Here is a 21,332-nt window from a genome sequence, read left to right as displayed (position 1 = left end):
GGGGCGCGTCCCTCGCATCAGGACTGGGTACCGCCGACGGTGATTTCGTCGAGTTTCAACGTCGGCTGACCGACGCCGACCGGCACGCCCTGCCCCTCCTTGCCACAGATGCCGATGCCGCTGTCCAGCGCCATGTCGTTGCCGATCATCGACACCTGCGACATCGCTTCCGGCCCGTTGCCGATCAGCGTCGCCCCCTTGACTGGCGCCGTGATCTTGCCGTCCTCGATCAGATAGGCCTCGCTGGCCGAGAAGACGAACTTGCCGGAGGTGATATCCACCTGCCCGCCGCCGAAGCTGACTGCATAAAGCCCGCGCTTCACACTCTTCAGAATCGCTTCCGGATCCTCCTGGCCGCCCAGCATGTAGGTATTGGTCATGCGTGGCATGGTGACGTGCGCGTAGGATTCGCGTCGCGCATTACCGGTTGGCTGCATGCCCATCAGACGCGCATTGAGCTTGTCCTGCATGTAGCCGGTGAGGATGCCATCCTCGATCAGCGGCGTGTACTGCCCCGGCGTCCCCTCGTCATCGATACTGAGTGAACCACGACGCTCGTCCAGCGTGGCATCGTCGACCACGGTGACGCCCTTGGCTGCTACCCGCTCGCCCAGACGCCCGGCGAAGGAGGAGCTGCCCTTGCGGTTGAAGTCGCCTTCCAGCCCATGACCGACCGCCTCGTGCAGCAAAATCCCCGGCCAGCCGTTGGCCAGCACGACCGGCATCTGACCGGCCGGCGCCGCGACCGCGTCCAGATTGACCAGCGCCTGGCGCACCGCTTCCCGCGCGTGGCGCTCGGCTACCCCCTCGTCGCGTAGGCGAGACATCGAATAGCGACCGCCGCCGCCGGCACTGCCCCGCTCGCGCTTGCCATCGCGGGCCACGATCACGTTCACGTTGAAACGCACCAACGGGCGGATATCGGCGGCCAGCGTCCCGTCGCTGGCACAGACCAGCACCACCTCATGCACGCCGGTGAGCGACGCGCTGACCTGTGTCACCGCCGGGTCGGCGGCACGCGCGACCCGGTCCGCCTCCTTGAGCATCGCGATCTTCTCCTCGGCGGAGAGCCCGTCGAGCGGATCGACGCCGCGATAGCGCGCGGTGGCGGTCGCGACCTGGATCGGTGACGGCGGATGCCGCTCGCCGCTGCGGGCGATCCCGGACGCAGTGCGCCCGGTATCCAGCAGCGCATCCTGGCTGATCTGGCTCGAGTAGGCGAAGCCGGTCTTCTCGCCGGAGAGCGAGCGTACGCCGACGCCACCATCGATGCTGTAGCTGGCATCCTTGACCTCACCATCCTCCAGTACCCACATCTCATGCCAGGTGCGCTGGAAAAACAGATCGGCGTAGTCGATGCCACGCCCCATTGCATGGCCCAGACCGGCGTCGAGCGACTGCACGTCGAGTCCGCCGGGGGCGAGCAACAGCGTCGATGCCTGCTTCAGCATGTCATCACTAAGGTCGGTCATTGGGCACTTTCCAAGTTGATGGTCGGCGAGGACCAGGGGCCCTCGATCCGATAGTAGATCTGGGTGACGCTATCCAGCCAGCGGCCAAACAGCTTATGAAATACGAACAGGCCCAGGCCGACCTGCGGCGCACCGGCCATGACCGCCACCAGCGGCAGGTTCTGGCTGACCGGCACGGTGATACCGAGTCGCTGATCCAGCGACTGGCGGTTCAGATCGACACTGCCTGCCAGCGTGAAGCGCGTCGAGGTGCCGTCGACCACGATCGGGCCTTCGCTTTTCAAGGTACCGTTGTACAGGGTAGCGCTGCCATCGACGCGATTGAAAGCGGTACCGCCGCTGGTGACATCGGAGAAGTCGAGCTGTAGCCGGCGCAGCACGTTGTCCAGATTGAACAGCCCCACCAGCTTGGCGCCGGAGGAGTGGATCTGGCGAAAACGGCCGTTGGTCAGGGTCGCCTGCGCCCGCCCGCTCACTCGCGGTAGCGCGAATTGCCAAGGCGCGCCCGGCCAGCTCAACTGCAGATCGGCCTCGGTGGTCTCGCTGTTGACCGGGACCGGCTGATCCATGACCCGAAAGGCGCTGCCCAGGTCGCCACCGCTCATCTGCAGCCGTGCACGCGTCAGGCTGGCCTCGCCCGCCGACGACCAGGTCAGGCCGCCATCGAACGCCACCTCTCCAAGCGTGAGCGACAGCGGCGTGACCTGCAGCTGTCGCGCGTCGGCCTGCCAGCGAGCCTCCAGCGGACCGAATTGCTGGCCCTTCCGCTCGAACCGAGCGACATGCAGATGCCCTGCCGGCACCTGACCGATCTCGTCGGGCATCGCCACGGGGGGCGGCGCCACTTCCACCTGGGACATCAGCCCCGTCGACGCCGAGGCCTCCTCGGGGGCATCGGGCGTCAACGCATCGAGATTGAGCCGCGCCAGATCGATATCGATCGGCGTCGCTTCGCTCGGCTGCCAACTGGCATGGCCGGCGGCGATCTCGCCGTCGAGCGAGAGGCGCCAGCCATCGGCGAGCGGCGCGGCATCCACCTGCAACCCACCCAGGCAGCGGCCATCGACCAGAATGCACGGCGTCGATAGCGCGACGCGCTTCAGCCCGCCGCCGTCGTTGACCGGCTTTTCCGTGTCGGCGTCCAGTGTCTCTTCGGTGATCGAGGTCGGCACGCCGCGATCCGCTGCCGGCTCATCGTCTGCGGCCCTCAACTGCGACAGCGCCTGCGCCCAGCGTTGCGTATCCAGCCGATTGGGTCGCCACAGCACGTACCAGCCGGGCTCGCTCGGCCAGGCCGCCTCGTCGCCCGGCCAGCCCTCGAGCCAGACCTGCCCCTGCGCCTGCTGCCCCAGGGTGCGCCAGCGGGCGCGCCCCCAGTCGCCCAACATGACCGAGCCGGTACCGGCAGAGATATCGGCATCGATGGCCAGCGGTTCCCGGCGACCGGCTCTCTTGCCGAACGGCGGCGGTAGTGCGATGGCGAGCGGTTCGAGATCGCTGCGCAGGCGCAGGCTGGCGTTGTCCTGTGCATCGAAGGCGATCCGCGCCGTGTAGGGAAAGCCACCGTCAAGCAGCCCCGCGACTCGCGACATCCCGGCCCAGTCGAGCAGCCCACGACTTTGCGCCTCGCCGTCGAAGTCGATCGCGCTGTCGGCGCCGCCGATCGCGAAGCGCGCCTGCAAAGGCCCCTCGAAGGCACGCGCGTCCAGGGTCCCGGTCAGGTAATCCTCCCCGCGCTCACGGCGGTAGCGCAGGTCACCACCGATATCGCCGAGCGTCAGATTGAGCTCGGGGAAGGTCAGCGATGCGATATCGGCCACGCCCTGAACGTCGACCGTCATGTCGGTCTCGATATCGCTCTCCTGGTCCATCGGCAGGCCGATGTCGAGATGCGCCTGAACCTGACCCTGGCTCTGCCATAGGGCGAAGCTCTGGCTCAGCGTTTGCAGTGGGGCGTTGGCGAGAAAATCGAGCAGACCGCCACTGCTCCCGGCCACGTCGCCCGAGATGGCGAGCTGCTTGTCTGCCAACCGCACTTCCGCATTCCGGGTGGTCAGCCCGTGGGACGTGGCATGATCGACCTGCGCCTCGAGCGCCATGTTATGCATCTCGAGATGACCGTCGACACGCTCCAGCGCCGGCCAGTCCGGCGCGTATTGCAGCCGCCCGTCCTCGATATCCAGCGACAGCGACAGCCGGTCGTTCGGGTTGACGAACATTCGCCCCTCAGGTGCGTCCCGGTCGCTGAGCGTCACCGCCAGCCCCAGCGAACCGCGCCGCACGATGCCCCCGATATCGCCGCCGAGCCAGGTCTGCAGCTCGGGATCCTCGATCACGCGGGTCGGCAGCCAGGGCAATACCCGCGTGCGGCGAGCATCGGCGTCGGCGAATGTCAGATCGAGCAGGAAAGCACCGGGCTTGTCGTCGGCGTTGAACAGGCTCAGGCCGAAACGCCCCGTCGCCGTGGCGCCTCGCCAGCCGGCCGAGAGCCCCTCGCCGCTGATCACGGCGCCATCGGCCGTCAGCGACCAGTCGATCTGGCCGCGCGCCGATGACAACACCAGCGGCTCGGCGTAGACCTCGGGAATCCTGAACTGTGTCCCCGAGGCACCGGCAAAGGTCACGCTGCCGCCGCGGCCGCGAAACGTGGCCCAGGCATCAATCGGACCGCCGCCGGGAATCTCGTCCCAGGCGTTGACCGCCGCCCCTTCCAGGGCCGCCTGGGCATACCATTCGCCATCGGCACGGCCCAGTTCCAGCCCCGCGACATGGCCGCGCGGTGCGAGCCCTACCAGCGTACGCGATACCGCCGTCGGCAGCGGCAGGTAGCGGATCAGGCGGGCCAGCCCATCGAGATCGAACGGCGCGCTGCGCAGCCACCAGCCGTCTGCCGTTTCGCTGGCCTGCAGACGCTGCGGCCAGTCGAGCTCAGGCGTCTCCGGTAGGGTCCCCCGCAGTCCATTCAGCCAGGCGTGCCAGCGATTGTCGTCACCCCTGGAGAGATGCGCTTCAACGCCCAGGTCGGTCAGCGTGGACGTGGCCGCTGGCGTCGAGGCGTCGGGCGTTGCGGCCTCGGCGGGCGAATTCGTCAGCGTCAGGGCGGGAATCTCGAGCGACAACTGCCCGGCACGCAGCCCCCCATTCTGCCAATGGCCGGCGAGCGTGATATCCCCCTCGACCGCGGTCAAGGCGCGCTCGTGGCCGGCACTCGCGACCGCCAGTACCGGCGACAGCTCGTCGAGATCCAGCGTCGCGATACCGCGCGCGTCGGGGGCATCCGCGGAGGAACCGGCGTCGATCGCCAGGTGAAGCTGCCCGGCCGCGTGATCGGCACGCGTCAGCGCGGCCTGCAGCGAGGCACGCCCGTCCCGGCTGGCCAGCGTCAATTCACTCAGCGAGAGACGTGCCTCGCGTTCGCGCCCGTGCAACACCAGCGTCACGGCCTTCGCCCGCAGCCGTTGATGCGCCAGGAGCCGCAACAGGCTATCGGCCTCGACGCCTCCACCGGTCTCTCGCGCCTGCCGGTCATCACCGAACCAGCGCGCGCCGGCGCCATCCGGCCAGCCCCAGCGTCCCTGAGCATTTTGATAAAGATGGAGTGTCGCCGCGTCGAGCCGCCCCTGTTCGAAGACCGGCATGCCCTGGCGCCAGCTCGCCAGCGGCTCGAACTCGGCTTGCGCCCGTTCGACGTCAAGCAAGGTAGCGCCACGGCGGCTCGCCAGCGTGAAGCCCGCCAGCGTCAGACGCGGGCGCCAGCCGTCGACAGCCAGCGAGAGATGATCGAGCTCGGCGTTCGCGTCGAGCTGCGTCTCCAGTCCGGCGAGCAACCATGGGCTCAGCCGATCGCTCTGCCAGGCCAGCAGGCGCAGGCCTCCGGCAAGCACTGCCACGACAAGCATCACAAGGGCCACCAGCGTCAGCAGCCAGCGCCAGGTCACACGCAGGGAACTCATCGCCTCACATCAGCACGATGTCGTACTGCTCCTGGGAGTAGTGCGCCTCGACCTGGAAACGAATCGTCTTGCCGATGAACGACTCCAGATCGGCGACCGCCGCCGACTCCTCGTCCAGCAGGCGATCGACCACGGCTTGCGAAGCCAGCACCATGTAGGTTTCCGGCGAGTACGCGCGCTCCTCGCGCAGGATCTCGCGAAAGATTTCGTAGCATACGGTTTCCGGCGTTTTCAGCGTCCCGCGCCCATGGCAGGTCGGACAAGGCTCGCAGAGCGTCTGCTCCAGACTTTCGCGAGTTCGCTTGCGGGTCAACTGGACCAGCCCCAGCTCGGTGACACCGGTCAGCTTGTTCTTGGCGTGATCGCGCTCCAGCGACTTCTCGAGCACACGCAGCACCTGACGCTGGTGCTCCAACTCTTCCATGTCGATGAAGTCGATGATGATGATGCCGCCCAGGTTGCGCAGGCGCAGCTGGCGCGCGATGGCCGTGGCGGCTTCCAGATTGGTCTTGAAAATGGTCTCTTCGAGGTTGCGATGGCCGACATAGCCGCCGGTATTGACGTCGATGGTGGTCATCGCCTCGGTCTGATCGATCACCAGATAGCCGCCGGACTTGAGCTGGACCTTGCGCCCGAGCGCCTTCTGGATTTCGTCCTCGACGCTGTAGAGGTCGAAGATCGGGCGCTCGCCGGGGTAATACTCGATGCAAGACTCCACGGTCGGCATGAACTCGCGCGCGAACTCCTTGAGTCGAAAGTAGTTCTCGCGCGAGTCGATGCGCACCTTCTCGATCTGGTCGCGCATGACGTCGCGCAGCGTGCGAATGAACAGCGGCAGGTCGTCGTAGATCGGGCTCGGCGGCGCGGCGGTCAAGCGCCGTTCGGCGATCTTCTGCCACAGGCGCTGCAGGAACACCATATCGGCGAACAGCTCCTCGCGCCCCACGCCTTCGGCCGCCGTGCGGATGATGAAGCCGCCGTTGGCCTCGTCGGGAAGCTCCGCCTGTCCGGCCTCGATCAACGTCTTCAGGCGCTCGCGTTCGCCGTCATCCTCGATTCGCTGGGAGACCCCGACATGCGGCGAGTCCGGCATATAGACCAGATAACGTGAAGGAATCGAGAGATGCGTGGTCAGCCGGGCGCCCTTGGAACCGATCGGATCCTTGGTCACCTGCACGACGAGCGGCTGGCCGGCGTGCAGCAGATGGCCGATCGAGGCAGGCTCTTCGTGCGCGCTGTCGGGCGGCAGCACCTCGTTGACATGAATGAACGCGGCGCGCTCCAGGCCGATATCGATGAACGCCGCCTGCATGCCCGGTAGCACGCGGACTACCTTACCCTTGTAGATATTGCCGACGATGCCACGACGCCGGCTGCGCTCGATGAACGCCTCCTGCAGGACGCCGTTCTCGACCACCGCGACCCGCGTCTCCATCGGCGTCAGATTGATCAGTACTTCACCGCTCATGCAGGCATCCTTGTCGCGGGTTATTCGAACACGCCAGCGGCATCATGATCGTGGGGCGGCGCCCCGCCGGCAGATGCCTGCCGAGAATTATGGCACAGCCCCGGAACGGGCTCACCCGGGGCCCGCCCAAAGCGCAATGCCCTGGGCCTGCAATAACGTCGAGGTCTCGTGAAGCGGCAGGCCGACGACGGCGGAATAACTGCCTTCCAGCCGCGAAACGAAGATCGCCGCACGTCCCTGAATCGCGTAGCCGGCCGCCTTGTCGGCGGGCTCGCCGGTGTCCCAGTAGGCATCAATTTCCACCGACTCGATCTCGCGCATGACGACGGTCGTCGCGACCCGGCACTCGAGCAACCCGCGCGGCCCGATCACCGCGACCGCGGAGAGAACACGATGGCGCGTACCGGAGAGCTGCTCTAGCATGCGCCGGGCGTCGACACGATCCTGCGGCTTGCCGAAGACTTCGTCGCCCTGCACTACCACCGTATCGGCCCCCAGCGTCGGCAACCGGCTACCGACGTGCCCCGCCTCAGCCTTCTCGCGGGCCAGCCGAGAGACGAAGGATTCCGGCGACTCGCCGGGCAGGCGCGACTCGTCGAGATCGGCAGGCTGCACCTCGACCGTGACACCGATCGAAGCGAGCAGCTCGCGCCGACGCGGCGAGGCCGAGGCGAGTCGAAGTACAGGGGGTGTCGGCATACGTCAGCACTCCGGGGACACGAATGAGATGCCGCCCTGACCGGACGACAAGACGGCGAGGCCAGGAAAACGACGGCTGGGATCTTGTCGCTAGGCGATGCCGAGACGCCGACGCACGACCTGCATCATGGTAAACAGCCAAGGCCAGAGCAGCGCCCCGATCAGGGCCGGCAGCAGGAATTCGAGACTCACCGATACCGGCCCGAAGATCGTGCGCAACCACTGTTCAACCAGCTGCGCGATGCCCAGCAGGATGAACACCAGCACGGCCTGCTGCCAGATCGAATAGACTCGGAAGCGCTGGTAGAGCAGCAGGAAAAGATAGGCAAGCAGCGACATCACCAGGGCATTCTGGCCGAGCGGCGCGCCCTCGATGAGATCGAGCATCACGCCGAGCACGAAGCCGTGAAGCACGCCAACCCGCTGAGGCGTCGCCACGCACCAGTAGGCGAGCAGCACCCCCAGCCAGTCCGGCCGCCAGATCAGCCAGGCATCCGGCAACGGCATGACCTGCAGGCACAGCGCCAGCAGCAGCGTGAACCAGACGAAGAGATAGCCGAACGGCCCCATGGTCTACTCCTCTTCCTTCGCCTGGATCAGTGTCAGGGCCGCGGTCAACGCATCCTCGTCGATCCGGTTCGCGTTGGGGTGGCCGGGATCACCGGGCCAGATCACCGCGCGCGCCATCCGCTCCGCACCATCGAGCGTGTCGTCCTGCGGACGCTCGGGCGGAAACAGCAGCAGGAAGTAGCGTGAGCGTTCAGGCTGGGAGATCGGTTCCGCCGTGACCTGCATGAAGGTCTGGCTCGACTCGGGTCGTACCTGACTCACTCGCGCCACCGGATAGCCACGAGGGAATCGCCCGCCAAGCCCGGAGGTGACCAGCAGATCGCCTTCACGGATATCAGCGGTGGCCGGCACGCTGGGAATATTCAGCGTATCCAGCTGACCGGTCCCCTGCGCGATGAAACGCAGACCATTGCGATTGATTTCGACCGGCACCGCATGATTGGCGTCGGCGACCATCAGCACGCGACTGGTATAAGCGGATACCGACACCACCTGACCGATCAGCCCGGAAGCGTCCATTACCGGCTGGCCGACGTAGGCGCCATCGCGACGACCGCGATCGATCACCATCTGCTGGGTAAAGGGATCGGAATCCAGCGACAGCAGCTCCGCCGTGATATAGGGGACATCGTCGGGATTCGGCGCATTCAGCAACTCGCGCAGATGCACGTTCTGGGCCGTCAGGCTGGCCATGCGCTGCACCCGATTGGAGAGTGTCAGCAACTGCTCGCGCAGACGACCGTTTTCGTCGATCAGGCTCTGCTGGTCGGAGACCGCCATGGCCCCCCAGCGCATCCCCTCACTGGGCAGACTGACCAGCCACTGAATTGGCGCCACCACGGATGTCATGTGCGAACGTGCCGTCTCCACCGCGCTGAAGCGGTGTTCGGCAAACATCAGCCCGAACGCCAGCACCGCACACAGCAGCATGCGGTACGTCGGAATCGGGCCATAGGAAAACAGCGGTTTGATAGGCCTCACCCCCGCCTACCGATGACGGACGCCACCGGCCGGCAGCCTCCGTCGCGGATGGCCTCAATCGCTGGAGAGCAGCTCGAAGGTATGCTGATCGATCATCTCGAGCGCCTTGCCGCCGCCGCGCGCGACGCAGGTGAGCGGATCTTCGGCGATGATGACCGGTAGCCCGGTCTCTTCGGCGATCAGCTTGTCGATGTCGCGCAGCATGGCACCACCGCCGGTCAGTACCAGACCGCGCTCGGCGATATCGGACGCCAGCTCCGGCGGGGACTGCTCGAGCGCACTCTTGACCGCGGCGACGATCGACGCCAACGGCTCCTGCAACGCATCCAGGATCTCGTGGGAGTTGAGCGTGAAGCTGCGCGGGATGCCTTCGGCCAGATTGCGGCCGCGCACATCGATCTCTCGAAGCTCGCCACCGGGATAGGCGCAACCGATCTCTTCCTTGATGCGCTCGGCGGTGGCTTCGCCAATCAGGCTGCCGTAGTGCCGACGCACGTAAGACGTGATCGCTTCGTCGAAGCGGTCGCCACCGACCCGCACGGATTCGGAGTAGACGACACCATTGAGCGAGATGATCGCGATCTCGGTAGTGCCACCACCGATATCCACGACCATCGAGCCCTGGGCTTCCTCGACCGGCAGCCCGGCCCCGATCGCCGCCGCCATCGGCTCCTCGATCAGATAGACATCACGGGCGCCGGCGCCCTCCGCGGACTCCTTGATCGCGCGGCGCTCGACCTGCGTGGACATGCAGGGAACGCAGACCAGAACGCGCGGGCTCGGCGTCAGGAAGGTGCTCTGATGCACCTTGCGAATGAAGTGCTGGAGCATCTGCTCGGTAACGGTGAAATCGGCAATCACGCCATCCTTCATCGGACGAATGGCGGTAATGTTACCTGGCGTGCGCCCCAACATGCGCTTGGCGTCGAGACCGACGGCGGCGACACTGCGCATGTTGCCGGATTGGCGAATCGCCACGACGGAGGGCTCGTCCAGGACGATACCGCGACCGCGGACGTAAATCAGCGTGTTGGCGGTCCCCAAGTCGATCGACAGATCGCTCGAGAACAGCCCCCGTAAACGTTTAAACATGGAAACTTTTACCTAGTCCAGACCGGAACCCTGTGCGGACGCAAACGGTATCACCGTGGGGGGGCAGCAGCAAGCGCGAGCCTGCCCGATAAAGCGCGAATATGATAATGTCTCCTCCATTTATCGACGTATCGTCGCGAGACGACTGGTCGCCGATTTCGACACCGGGCACCGGCACCGAAACCGACGACTCGCGACGCCACTGTCGACCCGCTCATCGCGATGCTGGTCTCCAGCGACGCGGCGTTTTTAGCGACGATTTTGACCAAGGGGTAAATCAACACATGGCAATCGAACACGCGGACGTGTTGCGGGCGGCGCACCTCGCACGCCTGGGGCTCAACAGCGACGCCGAGGCGGCCGGCTATGTCGACGACCTGTCGCGCATTCTCGAGATGGTCGATCGGCTGCAAGCCGTCGATACCGAAGGCGTCGCGCCGCTCTCTCATCCGCTCGACACCACGCAGCGACTGCGCCCCGACGAAGTGACCGAAAGCGATCGGCGCGAGACCTTTCAGGCCTGCGCGCCGGAAACCGCCGAGGGCCTCTATCTGGTACCGCGCGTCGTCGAATAAGTTCGGCACCGACAGCGCGGGCTCGCGCCCCGATGCCTAAAAGCGATGCGGCGACACCAACTCATCGCCCATCTCGCGTAGCGATTTGACCCAGGGAACATCGACCCCATGCACGACATGACGCTCACGGAACTCGCCCGCAGCCTCAAGGCCGGCGATTTTTCCAGTCGCGAGCTGACCACCAGCCTGCTCGATCGCATCGAGCGCCTGGATGGCGGCATCAACAGTTTCATTACCGTCACCCGCGACCGCGCGCTCGAGGCGGCGGATGCCGCCGACAAGGCCCGCGCCGCCGGTGACGACCGCCCTCTCGCCGGCCTGCCGCTGGCGATCAAGGACATCTTCTGCACCCAGGGGGTTCGCACCAGCTGCGGCTCGAAGATGCTGGACAATTTCCAGGCACCCTACGACGCCACCGTGGTGGAGAAACTGCAGGCCGCTGGCATGATCAGCCTCGGCAAGACCAACATGGACGAGTTCGCCATGGGGTCGTCCAACGAGAACAGCTTCTACGGCCCGGTGAAGAACCCGTGGGACGCCACTGCCGTTCCCGGTGGCTCCTCCGGCGGCAGCGCCGCGGCCGTGGCCGCCGGCTTCGCGCCGGCCGCGCTCGGCACCGATACGGGCGGCTCGATCCGCCAGCCGGCGGCCTTCTGCGGCATCACCGGCCTGAAGCCGACCTACGGTCGCGTCTCCCGCTACGGCATGGTCGCGTTCGCCTCCAGTCTCGACCAGGGCGGCCCCATGGCCCGCAGTGCCGAGGACTGCGCTCACCTGCTTGGCGCCATTGCCGGGCATGACCTGCGCGACTCCACCAGTGTCGCCCGCGTGGTGCCGGACTACCTCGCCGAACTCGATACTCCACTCGCCGGCCTCAAGATCGGCCTGCCGAAAGAGTATTTCGGTGACGGCCTCGACAGCGAGGTCGAAAGCGCGATCCGCGAGGCGATCCAGGTTTACGAATCGCTCGGTGCCAAGGTGTGCGAGGTCAGTCTGCCGCACACGCATCTTGCCGTACCGGCCTACTACGTTATCGCCCCCGCGGAAGCGTCCTCGAACCTCTCGCGCTACGATGGCGTGCGTTTCGGCCATCGCTGCGACAACCCGGCCGATCTCGAGGATCTCTACAAGCGCACGCGCGCCGAAGGCTTCGGCGACGAGGTCAAACGCCGCATTCTGATCGGCACGCACACGCTCTCCGAGGGATTCTTCGACGCCTACTACCGCAAGGCGCAGCAGGTGCGCCGCCTGATCCGCCAGGACTTCCTCGATGCCTTCGATGAAGTCGACGTGCTGATGGGCCCCGCCGCCCCGACGCCAGCCTTCGATCTCGGCGCCAAGAAAGATCCCGTGTCGATGTACCTGCAGGACATCTACACCATCGCCATCAACCTCGCCGGCATTCCGGGCATCAGCGTACCGGCAGGCTTCGCCGGCAAGCGCCCGATCGGCCTGCAGATCCTTGGCCAGCACTTCGCCGAGAGCCAGCTGCTCAACGTAGCCCACCAGTTTCAGCAGGCGACGGACTGGCATCGCCGCACGCCGAGCCTCGACCAGGAGACCACCTAATGCAGTGGGAAACCGTCATCGGGTTGGAAGTCCACGTCCAGCTTGCGACCCAGTCCAAGATCTTCTCCGGTGCCTCCACCGCGTTCGGCGCCGCACCCAATACCCAGGCCTGCGCCATCGATCTCGGCCTGCCGGGCGTGCTGCCGGTACTCAATGAAGGCGCCGTCGCCATGGCCGTGCAATTTGGCCTGGCTATCGATGCGGAGATCCCCGAAACCTCCGTGTTCGAGCGCAAGAACTACTTCTACCCCGACCTGCCCAAGGGGTATCAGACCAGCCAGATGGCCCAGCCGATCGTCGGCAAGGGCGAAGTCGAACTGGTGCTGGACGACGACGTGCGCAAGCGTGTGCGCATTCACCATGCACACCTGGAAGAAGACGCCGGCAAGTCCCTGCACGAAGACTTCCACGGCATGAGCGGCATCGACCTGAACCGTGCCGGCACGCCGCTGCTGGAGATCGTCTCCGAACCCGACATGCGCTCGGCCAAGGAAGCGGTGGCCTACATCCGCGCGATTCACGCTATCGTCACCTATCTCGGCATCTCGGACGGCAACATGGCCGAGGGCTCGATGCGCTGCGACGTCAACGTCTCGGTCCGCCCGAAAGGACAGGAGACCTTCGGCACCCGCGCCGAGATCAAGAACGTCAACTCCTTCCGCTTCGTCGAGCGCGCGATCGAATTCGAAGTCGAACGTCAGGTCGAGCTGATCGAGGACGGCGGCAAAGTCGTACAGGAGACCCGGCTCTATGACCCGGACCTCGACGAGACACGCAGCATGCGCACCAAGGAAGAAGCCAACGACTATCGCTACTTCCCCTGCCCCGACCTGCTGCCGGTCATGCTCGATTCGGCCTATGTCGAACACCAGCGCTCGACCCTGCCGGAGCTGCCGACCGAGAAGCGCAATCGCTTCGAGACGAGCCTCGGCCTTTCGGCTTACGACGCCGGCGTCCTCTCCGCCACCCGGCCGACGGCGGAATACTTCGAGGCCGTGCTCGCGGTCTGCGGCGATGCCAAGCAGGCTGCCAACTGGGTTCAGGGCGAACTCTCCGGGCACCTCAACCGCGAGAATATCGACATCGCCAACAGCCCGGTCACACCACAACAGCTTGGTGGCCTGGTCAGTCGCGTGCTCGACGACACCATCAACGGCAAGGCCGCCAAGCAGGTGTTCGCCGCGCTATGGAATAACGAAGGCCAGAGCGCCGACGAGATTATCGAAGCGCGTGGCCTCAAGCAGGTCACCGACACCGGCGCTATCGAAGCGATGATCGACCAGGTCATTCTTGAGAGCCCGGTGCAGGTCGCCCAGTACCGAGAGGCCGATGAAGCCAAGCGCGGCAAGATGATCGGCTACTTCGTCGGCCAGGTGATGAAAGCCTCTCGAGGTACCGCCAACCCGCAACAGGTTAACGGCGTGCTCAAGCAGAAGCTGGACGAGGCGTGACTAGCGCTGGGGATTGATAGCCGGTAGCAACGAAAAAGCCCGTGATGCGTCTCGCATCACGGGCTTTTTAGGCTCTCTTTTCCCAGGCGTTCTTCTAAGCAGCAGCGGCAGGAACCCGACTGCTCAGCGCCCTGCCACAAGCGTCGCGCTCCTCCTTCGCCAAGCTGGTTGCCGGAATCTTGAGCGTCTTGACGGCATCGCTCCCGGCATCGTGGCGTCGGTAGTGAACGATATAGTGACGCTTAGTCACCTCGACACGTTTAATCTCGCTATACAATAGCGTTTTCGTCGGGCGTATCGGTGCCAGTTTGACAACCAAATGGTCATCCATCAGCCGCACGACCGGGCTGTATTGGAACCAGAGCCCCGCGCCAATCATGGCCCCGGCAATGGTAAATGGGGCGACGGGAAAGATCGGAGAACTCCCGACCGCGATCAACGATACGACGAACAGACCGGCACCTGCCACCAATGACATTTTGGCCTGACGTCGTGCGTAAAATTCTTGCTCCATCATTGACTGACCCTGCATGACAATCGTTACTGAGACTTCGCGTTATCGGCACTGACGGCGGCCGCCATCTGCCGTCGTTGTTGTAACGACGGCTCTTCCGCACCGCTCGCCGCCTTGCGCGCACCAAAAATCGTAATCAGCCCAAGCGGTATGAAAACAATCGATCCGATGATCACGACAATCGATCCGGCACGCCGCTTCCCTAGCCCGATCATGACGGCACCAATCACAGCAACGACCCAAGCGCCGCCGGTCATATACAACAGCACCGACGGGACAGACCTGCCCGGCTCGGAGTAAAGTCCGTTCGCGAGTCCGAGGAACCAGAGAAAGGTGATGACCAACCCGACGATTAATACTTTCAAAATGTACCCTTTACACTAAAACTATAGAGGTAGAAAAAGAAGATATACAACGGTAATCACTAGCCATCACAGCGGTTAAAAACCGCCCATCAGTTGACCCGACGAATAAAGCCGCCACCCACCTGAATATTGTGCTCATCTTGCCACGCCTGTGACTGGCGAAGAGCCTCATCGATTTGATCTTGAGTCATTTGATCGGCAATACGCTGCTTACCCTCTATACCGGCAGACCCGATCAAATCATAGTATTTATAGGCTTTGACAAGATCCACTTCGGTTCCGACTCCCTCTTCGTACCTTTCAGCCAATACAGGAAACCCAATACTATTCCCACTTTCATATTTATTAAATATACCCTTTTTTAACCACAGAAACGATTTCTCCTCATCCTGAGGAACCCTTTCGCCTTTATGGTACATGGAAGCCAGTTGCCCAGCAGACTCTCTATCACCGGCGTTACCGGCCTTACTGAGCCAGAAAATGCCTTCATTAACATCATAGGGATAAAGGCCTTCCCATTTTTCTCCCACATAGGCCATGCCCAACATTCGCTGGGACAATATATAGCCATCCAGCGCAGACTGTGTCGCAAACTCTCTTGCTTTTTCGATATTTACTTCCGTACACACACCATTGTAGTACATGGTCGCCAAGGTATAACCAGCATCAGTAACCTCACTCTCCCATGCATCTTGCAAAAAATAAACGGCCTTTTCACAGTCCTTCTCTATATTAAATTCCGGCGCCCCATCTATATAAAAAATACCAAGAAATAATTTTTTCCGCCCTGCATCGGCAGTAGATAAGTCTTTGAGTTCTTCTTCCGACAGGTCATCAATCGCCGCACCAAATGAGCTCCCTGTAGGATCCTGAAAAAGAATGTCTGCTTGCACCCCACCAGATAGCGCCAACAAAATAAAAAGAATATGAATTTTCATCAGCAACCCCAAAATAAATTCAACCCTAAAGGCTTAGCGTTAAAAAGTCTCGACTAACGCCCCCCCCTGATTTAAAGCTTACTACAAGATCAACCAACTCCCCCAAAATAGCTTTCGGATACACCTTCGCCCACTTCGTCTCGTACACTTCATCTTTCAGGAAAAATTCTGGACGATTACTCGAACTTCTATCTCGAGACCTACTATATTCGGATTCTTTGACAAACGATAGCCCCCCACTACTAGACTGACTTTTATACGCCCAGTCAAAAATCGTCCTCAAGCTCTCTCCACGTGGCGCAAGTTGCAACCTCAACTCAACACCATTTAAATCGGGAACTTTGATAACAATACCGACCTCAACCAAAGAGCGCGCTCTTTCAATTTCTTTAGACATACCCTCCTTATCCACTTCATCTCTAGACTCAATATATTCAGTTGTATTGGGTAAAACCTGCGACCAAGACAACTTCACTAGCACTCCCTGAAACACCATCTCAAGCGAGCTTTGCTCAGAGTCCATATCCTCGAAAGGCAAGACCTGCATGTCACCCTGCGCTGAGGCATATCCCAAGATGCTTCGATTGATCCACATTTCGACGGCTGGCGATACCATTGTTACAAACAACCAACCCAGTAATAATGCCAGCACCCCCACAAAAATACTGACAACGAGGCCAACGCCCGTGCTGGCACCAATCAGTATGATCGAAACCACACCGGAAACGACTCCGAAACCGCCGAGAATCATGCCATGCTTTGCGCTGAGACTCCCGCCTGTTTTAGACGCCTCTACCGCCTCGGTCAGCTTGTTCATGCCATCCCAAATTGAGATCAGACCACCTACGACTGCCATTGTGCGGCCAGCAAATACCCAATCAGCGTTATTGGCAATGGCACTGCCCGGTGATACTCCCAAACTCGCTGCGCGAATGCTTTGATAGCCTTCGATTCCTGCCATGGCGCTACTGGCAAGGCCCACGCCGGTACTAAGGATCTTGCTCCAATCCGCGCCGTCTTCATCATCGACGAAGGCTTCAGCCTCTACCGCTGACACCAAATTCCAAAGTACGAGACAGACTCCGGCAATCTGTCCATACCCTTGCCGTGCACTAACCAGGGTATTTCCAACGTCTCTCGCACTGTCATTAAAATCTTGCTGACGCTGTTGACCATCTTCCCAAGTATAGCTGCCCTGTAAAAGCAGTGGCTTATCATCTCCGGAGGCTTTCAAGATGTCTGCAACATAATCAGGTAGCGCGATTCGAATAACCCTATTGCGGTCGGCCAATGGTGCGGCAAAATTACCCGTAGCTCCATCAAGCGATTTCATAGCACGGCTGAGATCTACACCACGTTCACTATCAGATTCATTCTGCCGAGCGACACTACGTAGCCATTGATAAAGCTCAGACAACTTTATGTCCACGTTGACCAGCCTGGGAACAGCTTGCTCACCGCTTTGCGCATCGGGATCCGCCATGAAAGCCAATTGGTGATAGCGAATAAAACACCGTAAGAATGGCTTCAGTTCACCAACAGAAAGCCCCGCCGTACCATATAGAGACAATGAGGCAATTGAATTTCCAACCGTCATGGAAAGAAGGCTTTGTATGGGGCGAAAGCGATTGATTATCTGATCGCGAGAGGGCGCATCACCATTGAGCATCACTGATCGCTGCTGGATTTCGCGAAATTCACCGCCCCAGCTAGCCAGCGTTTCACGGGGAAGCTGTTGTGATTCAGGCAAGGCACGGACACATGATTGAGCCTGAGCAATAAGCTCAGCGTTATTGGCAAATATAGCCGCCATGAGGGTAGAGTTATTAGAGTTCAGCGCGCTAGTCATAGACTGCCACAGGCTGCCGCTGCCAGGAGACAGTATGCCACCCCGAAGCACATTGCCAACAAGCCCACTCAGCCCCAACCCCATCCAGTAGTCGGTTTTACTATAACGTGCGACAACATCGCCAAGGTGCTTTCGCACCCATATTGAATAATCGCTATCGTGAAGGCTAAGCGTCTCCTGGCAGACAGCGTTTTGCTCTTCATAATTCTGATAGAATTCATCAAGCGTTTTTTTGTCATAAAGCTCGTCAAGCTGGTCGGCATGCCTATCCGCCGCTCGCTCTGCATCCGTCTTTACGTTTGCCAGCTGGATTCTTTTATTTGAAATCTGGGTATCCAGCGGCCCAACCTGACGACGTCTTTCAATCGCTTCCGCGGCTTCGTATCTGCCTTCTGAACGATAGCCTTCAGCCTGTTGACGTAGATGCTCATCGTAGTTTGCATTCGAGGCCTCGAGCTCTTCTAGCTCCTCTTGGACTCGACGCCTTTCCTGATCACACGCTGCCTTCTCACGATCCAATTCAGCCAGGAAATCTTCTTTATCCTGTTCAGCATCTCGTATGGATTGGTTTAACCGGCCTAATTCTCGCTGACGTTGGGCACGCACTCTCGGCGAGATTTCTTCGCCGGAAGAACCCTCCTCAAGATATTCATCTCGCTTATTCTTAGCGTCTTCAATAGCATCATCGAGTTTCTTTCTCTGAGCAGGAATATAACCCTTTCTAAAATTGCTCTTAAAAGCGTCAATCGCCTTTTTGCAAAGTAACTTCCGGCGGTTATCTTCACTTCTATTTATGAAATTTTCGGCTTGGGCAAGCGCTTGATGACGATAGGCATTTAGTTCCTCCATGATACCCACCTCATCTTTTACTGCCAGAATGAGACCCTTGCCTTGGTATTGACTGGCAGCATGATCAAGGCGAAGGTTCATCGCATCCTTGAGTTGCCTCGGTTCATAAATCTTCCTATGAGGACCGCTCGACCAAAACTGTGTACTAAGATCGTGAGCACCGGCGCTGTATTCTGCGACTTTCTCTAGTTCATCTGTACTAAATGTAAATGGTTGAACGGCTTGCCCTGCAACCCATGACGAGATGTCGACTTTCTGCATATTGGATTCGCGCCATTCGGCATCACTGCCGATCATCCTAATATGCTCATTAGGCCAAGCATGTTCAGTAAATGCGTAGTAAATGACCCCTGAATTATCCGGATCAGGAAGCGTTACAAGAGAAGCATGAAGGGCATCGCTGGAATTTGACTGGCAACGCTCGGGGAAAACGATCTCATCCAACGCCGGTGGCTGTAGTACCGGAAACTGGTAGTACTTCCCGTCGCTGGTGATCGCGTAGGCGTACCAGTGCATACCATTAGGGTTATCCTGGTCGTAAAAATAGAGATACCCCTGACGCAGCTGACGCAAGATATATTTGTTGACCTGACTGCCGGTGCTCTGCGTAATTTCCGCCTTGACCTCGTCGGGCACACTTCTCCCCTGCTCTTCACCGCCCACCAGGCTCTTGTCCAACAGGATGTCGGTGAACTCTTGGATTCTCGAGGTCTCGAGTTCTGGAATATCGTTGTTGCGATCATTGCGCTGACAAACGGCGTAACGCACGGGAAGGATCGGAAGGCCTTTGCGTTCGCAGAACTGACAGCGCCCACTCTCCTGGCCCGAGGCCTCATTTTTCGCGGCATGATCGCTCGCTCGAGATTGTGCCGTCATGCTATGTAGTCTCCCGCCTCTCTGATACCGCTTCCCAATCGTCGTCGGAAAGCTGATTCGACAATCCAATGTAGGTCAATCGCCCACCGAGACGGCCAAGCATCGCCTGTATGATCGGGTGGCGGTGAAAATCGATCCGCGTGGTCAGCCCATGAAGCACGAAAGTCGCGACGTCGGGCCGCTCCCGCAGACCAGCGTTATGCGCAGCGACAAGCAAGGCGTCGACACTCTCCGCAGGCGCTTCCGACAATCCCGCCGAGCCCGGGAGCGTGCGATAGAGTTCCCGAGAGCGATTGATCTGGCCAATGCGTTTAATGGCATGCCACTGCTCGGCCGTTGGCTTCAGGCCGCCGAGCCGGCGCACCTCCGCGTGCGGGTCGAGGCAGCGAAGCTGCAGCTCTGTGTCGAGATAGAGCCAGCGACCGATGGGGCCCAAAAGGGCCGAAAGCTGCCAAGGCTCGAGTATCCGCGGCAGGTGCTCCAGCACCCGAGGATCATAGAAACGCAGCAGAGCGGGTTTCCCTTCGGGCGTTATCTGCTTGAGCTGACGACCGAGGTAAGTCGCGATGCTGGAGCTTGCATGATGCGAAATCAGCCAGCCGCAGAGTGGCAAGGGCCCAAGCAGACCCGCGCCACGCTCGGTACGCTGCCGTTCCAGTTGCGACGACAACTCCGCGGATCGGCGTTGGCCGATTCGTTCGAGATAGAGTTGCTGGGCCGGGGGCTGGGCCAGCAACGGGTGACGAATCAGCGTCGCCTGCTTACGCGCCTCGCCGCTCAGCGCCCAACCGGGTGACGCCGAAGGGTCCACCAGGCGGTAGAGTCGCCCCTCCGTAGCGGCCTCGCTGGCTTCGGCCATCCATGCCGTGTCGCTCACGCTACGTATCATTAGCCTTCCACGCTACCGTCACCGCTGCTTGCCGCAGTCTGGCTCTTGCTTGCACAGAGCACGTCTTCACCCTCCGGCAATTCGGGCGCGGCCACGTCCATACTCGTCGGGCCGCCGAAGCTGTGTTGCGCGCCTTTAACATCGATAGCCCCGGGGCCGTGGACATCGATATTGCCGCCTTCGATACGCACGTAGGCGCCACCGCTGGTGAGCAAAATGCCGTTGGCGGCGTTGATCTCGACCTTGCCTTCCGTCGAAGTTATTTTCACATCCTTCTGTGCCGTAAGCTCCATGGCATCGCTCTGCGCCTGCACCTCGACCTTGCCCCGGGCCGCGAAGAGCTTGATCCCGGCGCGCTGCACGAACAGCGAAAGTTTCTCCGAGATCGAGGCGATCAGGCTCTTGCCGGTGGCGACGTTGACGTCCTCGCCGCTCGAGATACTCAGCGATTGGCCCTGCGCCAGGTGGGTCGACTCGGGCGTGCTCAGTGTGATGCCCGCGGGCGAGGCCATGTGCAGCCACGGCGCTTTCATGCGCGCGGATTCGCCTCGGCCGCCGCTGTCACTGGCGCCGGCGGCGTTGCTCTGGTCGGCCTGTCCCGATGAACCGGCGAGCTGTTCGCTGGTGCCGTAGGTGTCGTCGGCGTCCTCGCCGGCCTGCTTGAGATGCTCGCGGGCCTCGAGCGCTTCGGCGTTGTGATCCTGGGCGCTCTGGCTGAGGGCGTCGGTGAGGTTATAAGCGCTGTCGAGCTGCTGTTTGGCCGGGGTGAGGTCAAGTTGGTCACCGCTGGCCCCGAGCTGGCCCCAGCTGGTGAGGTAGAGCCCCTGGTTGGCACGAATGGCGCCATAGGCATCCGTGCGTAGCTCGAACCCGGTACCGCGGAAGGCACCCCGGGTGTTGCCGGTCTGGTGGATCAGGTAGCCCAGGTTGAGCTGGCTCTTCTCGGCTTCGGAGTTGAGCCGCACGCGCTCCTGGTCAGTGGCGTCGTCGAACACCAGTTCGTTGTACTTGCTGCCACGATAGGTCTTGCTCTTGAACCCGGAGAGCAGCCCATGGCTGTGCCAGTCGGGCGTCTGTTCGCCGTTGTAGACCCGGCCGGTAATCAGCGGGCGGTCGGCGTCGCCTTCGAGAAAGTCGACGAGGACTTCCTGGCCGACACGCGGGACGAACACGCCGCCCCAGCCGGCGCCGGCGTTGGGCTGGGAGACACGCAGCCAGACGC

At 61.6% G+C, this 21,332-nt stretch carries 16 protein-coding genes; 3 read left to right on the top strand and 13 right to left on the bottom strand.

Annotation, left to right across the window (positions count from 1 at the left end; genetic code table 11):
- Nucleotides 1-17: 17 nt before the first annotated feature.
- The 7 genes from tldD to MC381_RS16875 all read right to left on the bottom strand — a co-directional run bounded on the left by tldD (nt 18) and on the right by MC381_RS16875 (nt 10,235).
- The gene (tldD, locus tag MC381_RS16905) at nt 18-1,472 is read right to left on the bottom strand and encodes a metalloprotease TldD (RefSeq protein ID WP_251978941.1); all 1,455 of its coding nucleotides are present in this window, start codon (nt 1,470-1,472) and stop codon (nt 18-20) included.
- A complete protein-coding gene (locus MC381_RS16900) occupies nt 1,469-5,425 on the bottom strand; it encodes a YhdP family phospholipid transporter (RefSeq protein ID WP_251978940.1) in 3,957 nt (1,318 codons plus the stop codon). Before MC381_RS16900 ends, tldD begins: the two co-directional genes overlap by 4 nt.
- A gap of 4 nt (nt 5,426-5,429) precedes the next feature.
- Nucleotides 5,430-6,893 carry a ribonuclease G gene (gene rng / locus MC381_RS16895; protein ID WP_251978939.1) on the bottom strand — a complete coding sequence of 488 codons (1,464 nt, stop codon included), beginning with the start codon at nt 6,891-6,893 and terminating at the stop codon, nt 5,430-5,432.
- A gap of 111 nt (nt 6,894-7,004) precedes the next feature.
- On the bottom strand, nt 7,005-7,592 hold the full coding sequence (locus MC381_RS16890; protein ID WP_251978938.1) for a Maf family protein: 588 nt from the start codon (nt 7,590-7,592) through the stop codon (nt 7,005-7,007).
- A gap of 90 nt (nt 7,593-7,682) precedes the next feature.
- Nucleotides 7,683-8,162, bottom strand: coding sequence for a rod shape-determining protein MreD (gene mreD / locus MC381_RS16885; protein ID WP_251978937.1), 480 nt, complete (start codon nt 8,160-8,162; stop codon nt 7,683-7,685).
- A 3-nt stretch (nt 8,163-8,165) separates the two neighbouring features.
- Entirely contained in the window at nt 8,166-9,143 is a 978-nt protein-coding gene (mreC, locus tag MC381_RS16880) for a rod shape-determining protein MreC (RefSeq protein ID WP_264297459.1), read from the bottom strand.
- A gap of 54 nt (nt 9,144-9,197) precedes the next feature.
- On the bottom strand, nt 9,198-10,235 hold the full coding sequence (locus MC381_RS16875) for a rod shape-determining protein (protein ID WP_189445793.1): 1,038 nt from the start codon (nt 10,233-10,235) through the stop codon (nt 9,198-9,200).
- A 284-nt stretch (nt 10,236-10,519) separates the two neighbouring features.
- Here MC381_RS16875 and gatC point away from each other — a divergent pair, with 284 nt between their 5' ends.
- From gatC to gatB, 3 genes are all read left to right on the top strand, one after another.
- On the top strand, nt 10,520-10,810 hold the full coding sequence (gatC, locus tag MC381_RS16870) for an Asp-tRNA(Asn)/Glu-tRNA(Gln) amidotransferase subunit GatC (RefSeq protein WP_251978935.1): 291 nt from the start codon (nt 10,520-10,522) through the stop codon (nt 10,808-10,810).
- A 108-nt stretch (nt 10,811-10,918) separates the two neighbouring features.
- Nucleotides 10,919-12,379, top strand: a complete 1,461-nt coding sequence (gatA, locus tag MC381_RS16865; RefSeq protein WP_251978934.1) for an Asp-tRNA(Asn)/Glu-tRNA(Gln) amidotransferase subunit GatA — start codon at nt 10,919-10,921, stop codon at nt 12,377-12,379.
- Complete coding sequence (gatB, locus tag MC381_RS16860) at nt 12,379-13,830, top strand: Asp-tRNA(Asn)/Glu-tRNA(Gln) amidotransferase subunit GatB (protein ID WP_251978933.1); 1,452 nt, start codon at nt 12,379-12,381, stop codon at nt 13,828-13,830. The genes gatA and gatB overlap by 1 nt, the downstream gene beginning before the upstream one ends.
- Nucleotides 13,831-13,924: 94 nt before the next feature.
- Here the strand turns inward: gatB and MC381_RS16855 are convergent, their stop codons facing one another.
- The 6 genes from MC381_RS16855 to MC381_RS16830 form a co-directional block, all read right to left on the bottom strand.
- A complete protein-coding gene (locus MC381_RS16855) occupies nt 13,925-14,347 on the bottom strand; it encodes a hypothetical protein (protein ID WP_251978932.1) in 423 nt (140 codons plus the stop codon).
- A gap of 23 nt (nt 14,348-14,370) precedes the next feature.
- A complete protein-coding gene (locus MC381_RS16850) occupies nt 14,371-14,709 on the bottom strand; it encodes a hypothetical protein (protein WP_251978931.1) in 339 nt (112 codons plus the stop codon).
- An 89-nt stretch (nt 14,710-14,798) separates the two neighbouring features.
- Complete coding sequence (locus MC381_RS16845) at nt 14,799-15,647, bottom strand: tetratricopeptide repeat protein (protein ID WP_251978930.1); 849 nt, start codon at nt 15,645-15,647, stop codon at nt 14,799-14,801.
- Nucleotides 15,648-15,672: 25 nt separating this feature from the next.
- Nucleotides 15,673-19,221, bottom strand: coding sequence for a T6SS effector BTH_I2691 family protein (locus MC381_RS16840; protein ID WP_286009794.1), 3,549 nt, complete (start codon nt 19,219-19,221; stop codon nt 15,673-15,675).
- A 1-nt stretch (nt 19,222) separates the two neighbouring features.
- Nucleotides 19,223-20,098 (bottom strand): DUF4123 domain-containing protein, encoded by an 876-nt coding sequence (locus MC381_RS16835; RefSeq protein WP_251978928.1) that lies wholly within the window; start codon nt 20,096-20,098, stop codon nt 19,223-19,225.
- 11 nt (nt 20,099-20,109) lie between these two features.
- Nucleotides 20,110-21,332, bottom strand: a 1,223-nt coding sequence (locus MC381_RS16830; protein WP_251978927.1) for a DUF2345 domain-containing protein, incomplete at its 5' end; no start/stop codon positions are given.

Origin of the sequence: Salinicola avicenniae (assembly GCF_023736115.1) — a bacterium.
GTDB lineage: Bacteria > Pseudomonadota > Gammaproteobacteria > Pseudomonadales > Halomonadaceae > Salinicola > Salinicola avicenniae.
The sequence above is the reverse complement of the archived record's forward strand: the minus strand, read 5'-3'. Positions and strand labels throughout refer to the sequence as shown.

Excerpts from the sequence above, each read along its gene's own strand:
- MC381_RS16845 (WP_251978930.1), bottom strand. The coding sequence starts at position 15,647 with ATGAAAATTCATATTCTTTTTATTTTGTTGGCGCTATCTGGTGGGGTG.
- MC381_RS16840 (WP_286009794.1), bottom strand. The coding sequence starts at position 19,221 with ATGACGGCACAATCTCGAGCGAGCGATCATGCCGCGAAAAATGAGGCC.
- tldD (WP_251978941.1), bottom strand. The coding sequence starts at position 1,472 with ATGACCGACCTTAGTGATGACATGCTGAAGCAGGCATCGACGCTGTTG.
- MC381_RS16900 (WP_251978940.1), bottom strand. The coding sequence starts at position 5,425 with ATGAGTTCCCTGCGTGTGACCTGGCGCTGGCTGCTGACGCTGGTGGCC.
- MC381_RS16875 (WP_189445793.1), bottom strand. The coding sequence starts at position 10,235 with ATGTTTAAACGTTTACGGGGGCTGTTCTCGAGCGATCTGTCGATCGAC.
- gatC (WP_251978935.1), top strand. The coding sequence starts at position 10,520 with ATGGCAATCGAACACGCGGACGTGTTGCGGGCGGCGCACCTCGCACGC.
- MC381_RS16855 (WP_251978932.1), bottom strand. The coding sequence starts at position 14,347 with ATGATGGAGCAAGAATTTTACGCACGACGTCAGGCCAAAATGTCATTG.
- rng (WP_251978939.1), bottom strand. The coding sequence starts at position 6,893 with ATGAGCGGTGAAGTACTGATCAATCTGACGCCGATGGAGACGCGGGTC.
- gatB (WP_251978933.1), top strand. The coding sequence starts at position 12,379 with ATGCAGTGGGAAACCGTCATCGGGTTGGAAGTCCACGTCCAGCTTGCG.
- gatA (WP_251978934.1), top strand. The coding sequence starts at position 10,919 with ATGCACGACATGACGCTCACGGAACTCGCCCGCAGCCTCAAGGCCGGC.
- mreD (WP_251978937.1), bottom strand. The coding sequence starts at position 8,162 with ATGGGGCCGTTCGGCTATCTCTTCGTCTGGTTCACGCTGCTGCTGGCG.
- MC381_RS16890 (WP_251978938.1), bottom strand. The coding sequence starts at position 7,592 with ATGCCGACACCCCCTGTACTTCGACTCGCCTCGGCCTCGCCGCGTCGG.